This is a genomic window from Mesorhizobium sp. M0408, assembly GCF_040321495.1.
Lineage (GTDB): Bacteria > Pseudomonadota > Alphaproteobacteria > Rhizobiales > Rhizobiaceae > Mesorhizobium.
On the sequence record NZ_JAMYRO010000002.1, the window covers coordinates 187716 to 200726 of the forward strand.

10 protein-coding genes are annotated in these 13011 nt (G+C 65.3%); all 10 read right to left on the reverse strand.

Annotated elements, in window-relative coordinates:
* Positions 1–82 precede the first annotated feature (82 nt).
* The gene (locus NKI67_RS03080; protein WP_023674242.1) at positions 83–1588 is read right to left on the reverse strand and encodes an aldehyde dehydrogenase family protein; all 1506 of its coding nucleotides are present in this window, start codon (positions 1586–1588) and stop codon (positions 83–85) included.
* Positions 1585–2073 (reverse strand): (2Fe-2S)-binding protein, encoded by a 489-nt coding sequence (locus tag NKI67_RS03085; RefSeq protein ID WP_023674241.1) that lies wholly within the window; start codon positions 2071–2073, stop codon positions 1585–1587. The genes NKI67_RS03080 and NKI67_RS03085 overlap by 4 nt, the downstream gene beginning before the upstream one ends.
* Entirely contained in the window at positions 2070–5216 is a 3147-nt protein-coding gene (locus NKI67_RS03090) for a molybdopterin cofactor-binding domain-containing protein (RefSeq protein ID WP_023674240.1), read from the reverse strand. The genes NKI67_RS03085 and NKI67_RS03090 overlap by 4 nt, the downstream gene beginning before the upstream one ends.
* Positions 5213–6079, reverse strand: a complete 867-nt coding sequence (locus tag NKI67_RS03095; RefSeq protein WP_023674239.1) for an aromatic ring-hydroxylating oxygenase subunit alpha — start codon at positions 6077–6079, stop codon at positions 5213–5215. Before NKI67_RS03095 ends, NKI67_RS03090 begins: the two co-directional genes overlap by 4 nt.
* A 14-nt stretch (positions 6080–6093) precedes the next feature.
* A complete protein-coding gene (locus tag NKI67_RS03100) occupies positions 6094–7467 on the reverse strand; it encodes an amidohydrolase family protein (RefSeq protein ID WP_023674238.1) in 1374 nt (457 codons plus the stop codon).
* A 42-nt stretch (positions 7468–7509) separates the two neighbouring features.
* Positions 7510–9078, reverse strand: coding sequence for a GMC family oxidoreductase (locus NKI67_RS03105; RefSeq protein WP_023674237.1), 1569 nt, complete (start codon positions 9076–9078; stop codon positions 7510–7512).
* Positions 9079–9085: 7 nt separating this feature from the next.
* Positions 9086–9694 carry a thiamine pyrophosphate-dependent enzyme gene (locus NKI67_RS03110; protein WP_023674236.1) on the reverse strand — a complete coding sequence of 203 codons (609 nt, stop codon included), beginning with the start codon at positions 9692–9694 and terminating at the stop codon, positions 9086–9088.
* A complete protein-coding gene (locus NKI67_RS03115; protein WP_023674235.1) occupies positions 9691–10191 on the reverse strand; it encodes a thiamine pyrophosphate-binding protein in 501 nt (166 codons plus the stop codon). The genes NKI67_RS03110 and NKI67_RS03115 overlap by 4 nt, the downstream gene beginning before the upstream one ends.
* Positions 10192–10281: 90 nt before the next feature.
* On the reverse strand, positions 10282–11202 hold the full coding sequence (locus tag NKI67_RS03120; RefSeq protein WP_031211097.1) for a LysR family transcriptional regulator: 921 nt from the start codon (positions 11200–11202) through the stop codon (positions 10282–10284).
* Positions 11203–13005, reverse strand: coding sequence for an adenine deaminase (locus tag NKI67_RS03125; protein WP_023674233.1), 1803 nt, complete (start codon positions 13003–13005; stop codon positions 11203–11205). It lies immediately after the preceding gene.
* Between the last annotated feature and the right edge of the window lie 6 nt (positions 13006–13011).

Below are 13011 nucleotides of genomic sequence, written 5' to 3' on the forward strand. Positions count from 1 at the left end.
CCGAGCAATTTTCGATCAATCCCTGTCCGCCGATGGAAGGGCTGTCAGCCGCCGATCCACGAATATCGCGGGAAAGGCGCGGCTAAATCACCGCGCAGACCGTTTTCGTCTCGAGATAGTTCCCCAGGCCCGGTGCGCCGTTCTCATAGCCCCAACCGGATTGCTTGTGGCCGCCCTTCGGCAATTCCGGCGAGAAGTAGGAATGGCAATTGATCCAGACGGTGCCCGACCGGATACGTGCAGCAAGGCGGTGCGCAGCGGAAAGGTCGCGGGTCCAGACGCTTGCGGCGAGGCCGTAGGGCGAGTCGTTCGCATGGCTGATCGCCTCCGCAACATCGTCGAACGGTGTCACGGCAACGACGGGGCCGAAGATTTCCTCGCGCATCATGCGCATGTCTGGCCGTACGCCGGTAACCACGGTCGGCTCGAAGAAGTTGTCGAAGCGCCGGCCGCCGGCGATGATCTCGGCGCCGCTGGAGGCACCATCGCCGACATAGAAGGCGACGCGCGCAGCCTGGGTTCCGTTGACCAGCGGACCAAGGTCGGTATCCGGGTCAAGCCCGTGTCCGAGACGCAGCTTTCGCGCCTCTTCCGCCAGCCCCTCCACCAGACGGTCGTAGATCGAGCGATGCGCATAGACACGCGAGCCGGCGACGCAGACCTGGCCGGCATTGGCGAAGATCCCCCGAGCCACTCCGGGGATTGCGAGCCCCATGTCCGCATCGGGCATGATGATGGCCGGCGACTTGCCACCCAGCTCGAGCGTCAGCTTCTTCAGATTGCCGCGCGCTGCGGAGACGATCATCTTTCCGACTTCCGTCGAGCCGGTGAAGGCGACCTTATCGACATCGGGATCTGCAGCCAATGCTGCGCCCACGGTTTCACCGAGACCGGTCACGATATTGACGACGCCGTCCGGCAAGCCGGCTTCGATCATCAGTTCGCCGAGCCTGAGCGCGGTGAGCGACGTTTCCTCAGCTGGCTTGAGCACGATCGTACAGCCGGCGGCAAGCGCCGGGGCGAGCTTCATCGAGGCCATAAGCAGCGGCGAATTCCATGGCGTTATGGCTGCCACGACACCGATCGGCTCTCGCACCGTGTAGGCGAAAATCTTGCTGCCCGCCGGTTGGTAGCTGATGGAGGTGGGGATGGTCGTGCCGAGGACTTTCGTGGCAAAACCGGCAAAATAGCGGAACTGCTCGGCCGAGGCGGGAATCTCGGCGAAGCGCGAGGTCTTCAGCGACTTTCCCTGATCAAGCGTCTCGAGCTCTGCAAGCTCATCGGCATGGCGCTCAATCAGGTCGGCGATGCGCCATAGCAGCTTGCCGCGTGCCGACGGTGTCATGTCGCGCCAGCTCTCGCCTTCAAAAGCAGCACGCGCCGCAGCAACGGCACGCCCGGCGTCATCGGCTGTGCCTTGCGCCAGCAGCGCGAGCGTGTCGCCAGTCGCAGGATCGGTCGCGGGCAAGGTTGCGCCATCGCTGGCGTCGCACCAGCCGCCGCCGATCAGGTGCCGCATTTTGGGTTTGGCCAGGAACGCCTTGACGCCTGCATGCCTGGCTTCACCGTTTCGAATGATGACCGTCATGTCGGTATCCCGCGAGCGAGCGCCTCGACCGCGGCGAGAGCACCGCGGATGATGGAATGATAGCCGGTACAGCGGCAGATATTGCCTTCGAGCGCAGCGCGGATCTGAGATTCGTCAGGAGCCGGATTCTCCAACATCAGGGCGGTCAGCGCAACAGTGATGCCGGGTGCGCAGTAGCCGCATTGGAAGGCGTTTTCGCTCGCCAGAGCCTCGCGCAGGACATCGGCTTCGGGAAGATCGTCGAAACCTTCCGGGGTGATGATGGTAGCCCCGTCGAGCTGCCACGACATGACCAGACAGCCATTGACCGCGCGATCATCCATCAGCACGGAACAAGCGCCGCAGCGGCCGATGCCGCAAGCCATTTTGGCGGCAGTCATGCCGAAATGATCGCGTAGCAGGTCGATCAGGCGTAACTCGGCAGGCACGGCCAGCGCCCGGCGGCAGCCGTTGAGGTTAAAGGTAATCGCGATCTCGGCACTCACGCTGCACTCCTCTGCAGGGCATCGAGTACCCATTCAGGATCGACCGGGATGCGCTCGGGCCAAGCCCCTGTGGCGTCCGCAATCGCGTTGACGATGGCTGGCGTCACGGCGCCAATGCCAAGCTCACCAACTCCGCGCGGACCGAACGGGTCGTCCTCGTCCAGATCCTCCAACGCGAAGGTCGCGAGGCTTTCCGGCGTGTCGGCAATGCTTGGCAGCATGTAGAAATCGAGGTTGCCGGCAAGATACCGGCCATCCCGCATCGCCGCGTCCTCAGTGAGGGTGAAGCCCAGCCCCTGGACGCCGCCGCCTTCGATCTGGCCAAGATAGGCGGCAGCATCGAGCATCGGTCCGGCCGCGGTGTGCTGATGGAGCTCGAGCATGCGTACCTGCCCAGTGATGCGGCTCACGGCAACGCGCGCCAGTGTCGCGCCGAAGGCGAAGATCAGGCGTGCATTGCCTTCCAGATAGTCCGATTTCGGAAACTCGAAGCTGACGGCAGCAGCTGGCAGCCGGTCGGGAGGCAACGCCTCGGCAAGCTCGGCGAAACTCATGAGCAGTGAGCCGCTGTTGGAATGTCGCTCGACGATACCGCCGGGCGCCAGCGCCAGCGTCCCGGCTTCGCGGCAAAGCAGCTGGCCCGCTGCGGCCAGCAGGTCGCGCGCAAAAGCTGGTGCGGCGACTGCCGCGACCCGCCAGACCACGTGAGTGCCGCGCGAGGCGGTAGAGGAACCGGATTCGGGCGTCGCCGCCGTATCGCCGGTGACCGGCCGGACATCGTCGCGACCGCAGCCGAGCGCTCCGGCTACGGCGGCCTTGACCGAGGTGAGCAGGCCCTGTCCCATCTCGTCCAGGCCGTAGAGAGCTTCGATCATGCCATCCGCAGCCAAGCGCAACGCGCCTCCGGCCGGGTCCGGCGGCAGCGTGCCTAGTCCGTTGCCTTGATAGTTCATCGCCATCCCGACGCCGATCGTCTCACAGCCGTCGAACGACGGACCACGCGGCTTGGCCCAGATCGGGTCAGCAGCGGCGGCTTGCAGCATCTCGGCCAAACGTTCGGACGGCGCGACCTGCTGGCCGAGATGGCCTCGCGTGCCAGGCTCGCGCAAATTGCGGCGCCGTATCTCGATAATGTCGATGCCGGCGGCTTCGGCTAGCCGGTCCAGCTGGCACTCTACCGCGAAGGCCATCTGGTTGGCACCGAAGCCACGAAACGCGCCGCAGACGCCGTTATTGGTGTAGGCGAGCCTGCCCGAGCTGAGGACGTTGGGAACGACATATGGCCCGCAGGCGTGTTCGAGGGCCGTCTCAAGCACGCCCGGACCGAGCGACGCGTAGGCGCCGGCATCCGCGATCACATCCACCTGCTGTGCGAGCAGCCGACCTTCGGGGTCGCAGGCGGTACGCATATGGATGCGCATCGCATTGCGCTTGGTGCCCGCGATGACGGATTCCGCCCGGTCGAGATGCAGCCGCACGGCGCGTCCGGTCTTCAGCGCCAGCAGGGCCAGGGCCGGCTGCACGGTCAGCTCGTCCTTGCCGCCGAAAGCGCCGCCAGTCGGGCTGGTGACCACCCGTATCTGCTCTTGCGGCATACCGAGGATGCGCGAGAGCTGCATGCGGTCGCGGCGGCCATGCTGCCCACCGGCAAAGACGTTCAGGGTACCATCCGTACCGACGAAAGCGTAGCCGCCCTCCGTCTCCATAAAGCCGTGCATCTGGCTCGGCGTTTCGTAGACAGCCTCGACGATATGAGCTGCCTTGGCAAAAGTCGCGGCGGCATCGCCGCGCGTGAACTCGAAGCTGCACTGCAGATTGCCGGAGGCGTGGACCAGCTCCGCTCCAGCGGCGAGTGCCTGTTGGGGATCGCTCACAATTGGCAGCGGCTCGTATTCGACGCTGACGAGAGCAAGCGCGCGTTCGGCCGTCTTCATGTCAACAGCGGCAACAGCAGCAACCGCGTCGCCGACATAGCGGACCTTGTCGAAGCACAGTGCCGGCTGATCCTGCACGACAATGCCGAAGGCATTGCTGCCGGCGATGTCGCGGTGCGTTACAACCGCCGCGACTCCTGGCAGCGCCTCGGCCGCGCTCGTATCGATGCAAACGATCCTTGCATGGGGAATGCCGGCACGCCGAATGCGCCCGACCAGCATGGCGGGCTCGCGATGGTCGGTCAGGTATTCGAGCCTGCCTGCGATTTTCGGCGCAACGTCCGGCCGCTGGTGCCAGCGTGCGCCGATCTCCGATCGGGACACGAGAATTTCGGCAGGTGGATTTCCGGACGGCACGGTCCGCCGGCACGGCGAAGGTGCTCCTTGGGACAACTTTCCGCCGAGCCCGAAGACCAGCGCATTCGCCACGACACTGCGCCGATAGCGTTCGGACCGCCATACATCATCGATCGCCGGCGCCTCTTCGAGAATTGCGGCGTGCAGCTCGGCCCAATCGATCTCCTGCAGGCGGCGGCCGACAAGCAGTGCTTCAGCGCGGCCAAGGCGGGCCGCTTGCCCGCCGCCGCTGGCCGCGAGCCGCGCGACGGTGATGCGATCATACGCTGTCTCGACCAGCCCGGCGACACCGGCCACGCTTGGGGTGAATGCGGCGCGCAGGCCAACTTTGCGATGGGTCCAGCGAGCGGTAGGTTGCGGTCGAACAATCACCGCCTCGATGAGGTCCGCTGACGGCGTGTCAGCCAGCCATTGCGCGAGCGGCACGACGGCGTGTCCGGCCGGTGAGGCGATCTCCAGCTTCGCGTCGGACGCGAGCAGGGCCGGTAGAAGGCAACCCATGAGCCCGGCGACGTTGCCGCCCAGCGTTCCGAGATTGCGGACGGCAGGTCCCGCGGTGGCGCGGACGGCGGCTGCGAGCAAAGGCAAATTCTCGCCTATCGCCCGGTCACGCTCCATGGCACCCAGGGTCGTCAGTGCGCCGATGCGGAAGCCGTCGCCGGCCGGTTGGATGCCCTTCAGGCAGGCGATTCGGCCGATGTCGATGAGGCGCCGCGGCTTTGGCAGGCCCTTCGCCCAACCGAGCTGCAGCGCCGTGCCCCCGGCGACCAGTTGCGACGCGCCCTCGCCTGCCAATGACAGCGCCTCGGCAACGGAGGTCGGGCGAAGCACCTGGAGACCCGGCTCGGTCATGTGGCTCCGGCGGCCGTGCCGAAACGGATGCCCCTTTCCTTCAGCCAGCGGCGGTAGGCGATGGAGGACCCGTCGGCGCGGGTCGGGATTTCCATCCGTGGCTCGAGCGGAAGGCGCAGCGGCCGCTGGTTCTCCACGATGATCCGATCCTGCAGGAAGATGACCTGTTCGAAGTTGAGCAACGCCGTCTGCGTCGAAGCGGAGTCGACCAGATACATGACCGGCTGGGCGCGGCAGAGGTCTTCCTCGATGGGCTGAATGAACAGCGCGATCGCGTCGAGCCGGTCCGGCGCTCCAGGGCATACACGGTAAAGCATGACAACGAATGGGCTCGGCACACGATAGGTCAGGTGCACAAACGCGCCGGAGCTTTCCGTTGCGGCAATGCGCGGCTGGAAGAACGTGCAGTTGGTCGCCCAGACCTCGTCCACCTCGCGACGTATCTCGCTCAGATAGGCCGGCACTTCCGTGTGCGGCTCCGAACCGAGAATGTCGGTATGCACGAACGGGAAATGCGCCATGTCGAGGAAATTCTCTACGACGCGCAAACCCGACGCCCGCATCGTCACCCAGCCGCAGGGCACGTAGCGGCGGTCGGGTTCCGATGCCTCGGCGATCTCGAAGATTTCCTTCCCGGGCAGGCCCAGCGTCGTCCAGACGCAGCCGTAGCGCTGCCGGACGGGCAGCGCGGGGCCGCGGTTGCCGTCGTCCAGGACCTCCCGAACCGTGATTGCACCCGTGATGTCACGGACCAGTTCGATGTCCTGGCCGAGCAGCCGCGTGCGGCTCGGCGCGCCATCCAGATCGGCGACCATCGCCACCGCGTACCAATCGTCCAGTGCCGCCCTGTCCGTCGTCTTCATCACCGAGGCCCGCCCTATTGGGTCCATTGCAGGCTGCCGCCGGAATTCTGGGCAAGGAAAGCGGCGCGCCGGGCGAACAGGCCAGGCGCGACGCGATGGACTTCGGCGATGATCTCGCGCAGGTCGCCGGTGCGCAGCACGCCGTCCTCGGCCAGGATCTCGCCATCGACCATCGTCAAAGACACGTCGCTGCCGCGCACGGCGTGGACAAGATTGTGATGGAAGTTGAAATAAGGTCCGTCGCGGAAGACCGGCGTCATGCGCGGCGTATCGGTGCGGACCGCGATAATGTCGGCGCGCTTGCCGACTTCGATCGAGCCGATCTCGTGGTCGAGGCCGATCGCCCTGGCGCCGAGAATGGTGGCCATGCGCAGCACCTGCCAGCTATCCATGGCGGCGGCGTCGAAGTCCTTCAGCTTGCCCAGCAGCGAAGTCACCTTCATCTCTTCGAACATATCGAAATTGTTGTTCTCCTTCTCGCCGTCGGTGCCGATCCCGACAGGCACGCCGGCCTTCAGCATCTCGGCCACCAACGCGATGCCGCTTGCCAGCTTCATGTTGGAAACAGGATTGTGGGCCACCGAAACGCGGCGCTTGGAAATAAGCTCGATCTCTTCTCGATCGAGCCAGACGGCGTGGGCGATCATGGCGCGCGGCGTTTCGAAGAAGCCAAGGTCGTCCAGCGCGAACATCGGGCGTTTGCCGTAGCGCCGCTTAAATTCCGCGATCTCGATCTCGGCCTCGCTGCAATGCGTGTGGAAGCCGGTGTCGTGTTTCCTTGCGAGTTCGATCGCCCTGCGTTGGCCGGTCTCGTCGGCATAAAACAGATGCTCCAGCCCGACCCACACATTGATGCGGCCGCCCGCCTTGCGATGCCAGCCCTCGATCATCGCCTCGTTCATGTCGAGCGTGTCGAAGTAGTTGTAGTCGGGATGCTCGCCGACGTAAGGCACGGCGACCAGGCGGTTGCCGATCGCCTCGGCCGCCCTGGCGCTGCCTTCCATGAACCGCCACATGTCGACGACGGTGGTCGTGCCGCCGAGCACGGATTCCGCGTAGCAGAGCCACGATGCCGCCTCGGCCTCGTGCGGCTGCAGCACGCGATGCATCGGATTGATATGGAGCGTCAGCCAGTCCCAGACCGGCAGCTGCTCCGCCGTGCCGCGCAGAAAACCGGAATGCGCATGCGCATTGACCAGCCCGGGCAAAAGCACCGCATTGTCGAGCTTCTTCACGGCCACGGCCGGATACGCAGCGCGCAATGCTGCGAGTGCGCTGACCGCGGCGATACGACCATCCTCGACCAGCACGGCGCCATCAGGCAACACGTGGTTATCTTCATCCATGGTGAGCAGCGTGTCGGCAGCAAGGATGAGGCCTTGGGTCATCGAGGGTGGTACTCCGTGTGCGGTCCGTCGGTCATGACATCCTCAAGCTGCCGCCGCGAGCAGGAAATCGGCGGCGCGCTCGCCGATCATCGTGGCGGGCGCGTGGGTGTTGCAGGTCGGGATCGTCGGGATCACCGAGGCATCGGCGACATGCAGGCCGTCCAGCCCGTGCACGGCGAGACGGCTGTCTACGACGGCCATCGCGTCCTCGCCCATCTTGGCGGTTCCGCAGGTGTGGAAGAACGTCGAGCACGCCTCGCGGATGAAGGCGATGGTCTCGGTGCGGGTCAGTCGGCGGTCAGGTGCGGCAAAGTTGCTGAAGAGACCGGCGTTCGCCTTTGCAGCCGCCATCTCCATCACCATCTCGACCGCAGTGACCATGGCGTCGAGATCTTCCGGTTCCGCCAGAAAGTTCGGTTGGATTTCGAGCGGCCCGCCGGGCTTGCCGTCGAGCAACTTCAAGTGCCCGACGCTCTTCGAGCGCATCAGGCCCGCACCGAAGGAAAAGACATCGCCGGATAGATCGTAGCGCGCGCGGATCGCCGGTTCGGCGCTGTTGCCCTGGACGGGGAAGGCATGCAGGTCGGGCTGCGGCAGGTCCGGCCGCGACTTCCAGTTGACCATCGAGCCACCGCCATTGCCCACTATCGGTCCGATCGGTCGTTTCGCGCGGAAGACGCAGGCCTGCGCCAGCGGATGATCCTGAAGGTTCCGGCCGACGCCCGGCAGGGCGCAAACGAGCGCAATGCCAAGGCGCTTCAGTTCGAGCGGATCGCCGATGCCCGACAGCATCAGCATGCGCGGCGTGTCGATGGCACCGGCCGCGAGCACGATGCTCTCGCGCGCGCGTGTTTCGCGGATTTCGCCGCCGACGAGGTGCTGGACCGCGACGCATCGGCTGCCTTCGACCGTCAGGCCGATGGCCGCGGAACCGGTCAGCACCGTCAGCATCGGATGATCGAGTATAGGCACGAGATAGCCCGTCGCCGAACTCCAGCGCTTGCCGTCGCAGATGTTGAAATTCGCGGCCGCCGCCCCCTCGTTGCTGGGGCCGTTGGGATCGTCGATTACGGGGATGCCGATCTCGGCCGCGCCATCGATCAGCGCCTGCGCGACCGGGTGCAGTGCCGCCGGCCGCTCGACACGGAGCGGACCACCCGCACCGCGAAACTCGCTTGCACCATCGCGCCAGTCCTCGCAGCGCCGGAAATAGGGCAGCACGTCGGCGAAGCTCCAGCCCTTGGCGCCGCCAACCTCCCAGGCATCGTAATCATGTGGATGGCCGCGATACCACATCATCGCGTTGATAGCGCTTGAGCCGCCCAGCAGGCGACCACGCGGGATGCCGATGGTACGGCCGTTCACGCGCGGTGTCGGAGCATAGTCGTAGCCCCAGTCATAGGTGCCGCGGCCAAGCGGCACCCATTTGCCGGGGTCGTCGATTTCCGTAATCCCAAGACCCGTCGTGCCGGCTTCGATCAGGAGGACGTCGGCGCCGGCATCGACCAGCCGCCGCGTCACCGCACAGCCACCGGAACCCGAGCCGACCACGACGTAGTCGTAGCTGGGTTTGAGCGCGCGTCGGGGGACGACAGGTCCGAGGGTGCCCATGATCTCGTCAGTTGTGCTCGCTCGGGCCCATGATGACGATGCCTTCGCTCGCCTCGACGTGGCGGACGAAGATATACTTGTCCTCGCGGCCGTCGCTGTGTTTGCGCTTGATGTCCGGCTGAACCGTTCCCGAGACCTTGGCGACCACCAAATAGGGAGCGTCCAAGGCGAGCCCCCTCGCGCAATGCGCGTCGAACTCCTCCACGGTGCGCGCCGTATGGGCGTTCTCGACGCCGGCGCCGCGCGCGATCGCGGCAAGGTCGACGCGGCCCAGCGCCGTATGCGTCGGCGGGCCGCCGATCGACTGGTAGCACTCATTGTCCCAGACCACGATGAAGAGGTTTTTCGGTTGTTCGTTGCCGAGCGTGGCCAGGATGCCTAGATTGAAGAGCAGGCCGCCATCCGTATCAAGCGAAACGACGCGGCGGTGCGGCAGGCCGGCGGCGAGCCCGAAGGCCTGCGGCGTGACGCAGCCGAGTTGCTGCTGGAACAGGCTCGCCTCGCGCATATGCGGCGCGGCGTTGTACCACTCGTCGACGCTGCCGCCGAGCGAAAGGATCACCAGCTCATCCTTCAGCCGCGCGGCAAGAGCCTTCATGCAGTCGAAGCGTTTCATCGCACCACCTCGCCGCCGAGCGCCACGGCCGAATGGTAGTAGGACGCATAAGACCAGGAATAGGCGTCAACGATGGCGCGCTCGATCTTCGCCTCCTCGGTGACGATCCGGTACGGCACGCGCAGCGCGTTCAGCACCGGCTCCATGGTGATGCCATGCGGAATAGCCCACCAGTTGTTCTCTCCGAGCTCGCCGCGATAGCTCATCAGCATCACGACCGGGATGCCGGCTCCAAGGCCCATGCGGGCCAGCGGCTCGACCGAGGCGCGCAAGCCGGAATTTTCCATGACCAGCGCCGCGCGCTTGCCCGACAGGAAGACCCCGCCGCAGATCGCCGCGCCCTCACCCTCGTTGGTGACGCGGATCGTGCGGATATCCGGATCGGCATCAAGCGCCGGGTAGAGCTCCTTGAACAGCGAATCGGGCAGGTAGCAGACGATGCTCACTCCCGCCCGCTTAAGCCCCCGAATGACCGCGTCGACCGCACTCTGCTTCATGACATCCCCTTCGGCCGGGAAGTCTCGCAAAGCTCAGTTGTTCGAGATAGGGACAAATTACTCTCTTTATCGATGCGCAAAGTGCAACAACTAACCATGCAACGCCTCGACCATGCGGGCCAGCAGCGCCGCGAATGCGGAGGCCGCATCCGACATTTCGCGTTCCAGCCGGGCGAGCAGCATCAGCCGGTGCGGGTTCATGCGCGAATCGCGCAACGGCACGAAAACGATCGATCCGTCAGCCACTTCCGGTTCGATGCCGAGCTTGGTGCGAAGCACCACGCCGAGGTTGAGGCGCACCATCTCGGTCATCAGTCCGATCGAGTTGGTCCGCGACCGTCGCGTGATGTCGATCATGGAACGCCCGATCGCATCGTCGATCGAAATGCCCAAAGCAAGGCTGTTGTCCGAGACGATGACCTGTTCGCCGGCAAGATCGAACAGCTTCACTTCCTTGCGGCCGGCAAGGCGGCTGTCCGGATGAGCGACGACGCCGAGCGGCAGAGGCATGCTCGCGATCTTGCGCACGTTGCGCGGCACGCGCACGTCGAAAGCAAGCGCCAGATCGCATTCGCCGTCGGCAACTGCATCGCAGGCCCGCTGCGACCCGGCGACATGCACATCGACCGAGATCTGCGGGTGGCGTTTCCAGAATTCCTTCAGCGCGTTCGGCACCAGCCCGCGCGCCGCGCTCTCCACGATTGCCACGGACAACGAGCCGCGGTTGAGGCCACTGAGATCGTTGATCTCGGACGAGGCGCGCGCCAACTCGGTGATGCTCTGACGCGCGTGGTAGAGCAGAAGCTCGCCTGCGCTGGTCAGTTTCAGTCGCTGGCGCACACGCTCGAAGAGCGGCGTGCCCAGTTCGTCCTCCAGACCCTTGATGACGCGGCTGATGGAGGATGGCGCCACGTTGAGCGCCTGCGCGGTCTGGCGAACCGAGCCCAGCCGCGCGACCATTTGGAAATAATGAATGCGCGGTGAGACCAGCCCAAGTCGGAAGGGATCCACTCAGGCGGCCTCGAAGGCGGGGACGATCTCCATTTCCGGCACCAGCACGAGACCTTTGTCGGTGATACGGATTTCGGGGATGACCGAGAGCGGGATGAGGTTGAAGCCCATATAGGGAATGCAGCAGCCGGCCGCCTCCCATTCCCGTTTGAGGATCTTCACCTCCTCCGCGACCTCAGTGACGCGCTTGTCGGACAAAAGGCCGGCGATCGGCAGTTCAACCATGGCAGTCACTTTGCCGTCGACGACGACACAGACGCCGCCTTGCGTTTCCTCGATCGCCCGCAGCGCCACCTGCATGTCGGCCTCGTTGAGGCCGGCGATGATGATGTTGTGGCTGTCGTGACCAACAGACGATGCGACGGCGCCGCGTCGCAGCGTGAAATTGCTGAGCAGCCCGTAGGCGACGTTGCCGTCCGACTTGCCATGGCGCTCGACCATAGTGACGAAGCACAGGCCGTGGCGGTCGAAATGGTTCTGCCAGTCGTTGGCCGGATCGAGCGTGATCTTCTGGTGGCCGAGCGTGATCCCCGGCAATTCGGTGCGGATGGTATGCGCCACCACCTTGCCGGTTGGCAGGTCCGGCGTCAGCTTGATCTGCTTCGGCAACTTCACTGTGTAGTAGGCCGCGTCCGGATAGCGGTAGCGGGTCGAGAGGGCCTGGTCGAGCAGCGGCGTGATCTTGCCGCCATCGACGACGAGTTCGCCGCCATACCACGTGCTGACGGGATCGAAGCCGTCGTCGAGCAGCACCAGGTCGGCACGGCGGCCACCACCGAGGCCTCCGATTTCGCCTTCCATGCCGAAGCGCGTCGCGCCATGCAGTGAGCCCATAGACCAGGCCTGCTCCGGCGTCATGCCGGCCTTCATCGCCTCGCGCGTCACCCAGTCAAGGCCGAAGAGCATCAGGTCGTCAGCATCGCGGTCGTCGGTGCAGACCGCGATGCGCTTGTGCGAGGCTCCGAGTTCCGTGATCGTCTTGATCGCTGCGGGCAGGCTGTGCCACGGCGTCGTCGGCGGGCCGCCGCGCAGGAACAGCCAGATGCCGGCTTCGAGCATGTCGTCGGCGATCTCGCGGTCGATCGCCTCATGGGTGTCGGTGACGCCGGACGCCGCATAGGCCGACACGAATTCGCGTCCATAGACGTGTCCCGATACCGGGCGGCCGCGTTTCAGCGCCGCAGCGAGGATGGCATGGCTGCGTTCATCGCCCATAGCCACTGGCACGAAATCCATCTTCTCGCCGAGCGCCACGGCTTCCGGCCATTTGTCGAACAATGCGCCGATCTTCTCGGCTGTCAGGTCGCCGCCGGCCGTTTCCAGCAACGACGATGTCGCCGGGACGGTGCTCGGTACCGTCAGGAAAATGGACAACGGCGCCAGGCGCGCGTCCTCCAGCATCGCCTCGATGCCAGCAACGTCCATGACGTTGCCGATCTCGTGGCTGTCGCAGAAGAGGGTCGTGGTGCCGTTGAGCAGCGCCGCCTCGGCATAGGCGCAGGCCGTCACCATCGAGGATTCGATGTGGATGTGCGGATCGACCAGGCCGGGGGCGACGATGCCGCCCCTGGCGTCATATATCCTGGCGCTGCCGCCCTTATAAGTGCCGGCCGGCTTCACTGCGGCGATCCGCCCTCCCGACAACCAGATCTCGCGGCCTGGAAGCAGGCGCTCCGAATAGGTCGACAACACGCGTGCGCCGGCAATGACCAGATCGGGATCGGCTCGCCCGGAAGCGACGCCGGCCAGCCGCCGGGTCATGGACGAGAGCGGCTGGACGGAAAAGCGCGTGAGAGAGGTCATTCTGTT

What these genes read in the sequence shown, in the direction of transcription:
- NKI67_RS03080 (WP_023674242.1), bottom strand. Translation starts at nt 1,588, where the DNA reads ATGACGGTCATCATTCGAAACGGTGAAGCCAGGCATGCAGGCGTCAAG.
- NKI67_RS03090 (WP_023674240.1), bottom strand. Translation starts at nt 5,216, where the DNA reads ATGACCGAGCCGGGTCTCCAGGTGCTTCGCCCGACCTCCGTTGCCGAG.
- NKI67_RS03095 (WP_023674239.1), bottom strand. Translation starts at nt 6,079, where the DNA reads ATGAAGACGACGGACAGGGCGGCACTGGACGATTGGTACGCGGTGGCG.
- NKI67_RS03100 (WP_023674238.1), bottom strand. Translation starts at nt 7,467, where the DNA reads ATGACCCAAGGCCTCATCCTTGCTGCCGACACGCTGCTCACCATGGAT.
- NKI67_RS03105 (WP_023674237.1), bottom strand. Translation starts at nt 9,078, where the DNA reads ATGGGCACCCTCGGACCTGTCGTCCCCCGACGCGCGCTCAAACCCAGC.
- NKI67_RS03110 (WP_023674236.1), bottom strand. Translation starts at nt 9,694, where the DNA reads ATGAAACGCTTCGACTGCATGAAGGCTCTTGCCGCGCGGCTGAAGGAT.
- NKI67_RS03115 (WP_023674235.1), bottom strand. Translation starts at nt 10,191, where the DNA reads ATGAAGCAGAGTGCGGTCGACGCGGTCATTCGGGGGCTTAAGCGGGCG.
- NKI67_RS03125 (WP_023674233.1), bottom strand. Translation starts at nt 13,005, where the DNA reads ATGACCTCTCTCACGCGCTTTTCCGTCCAGCCGCTCTCGTCCATGACC.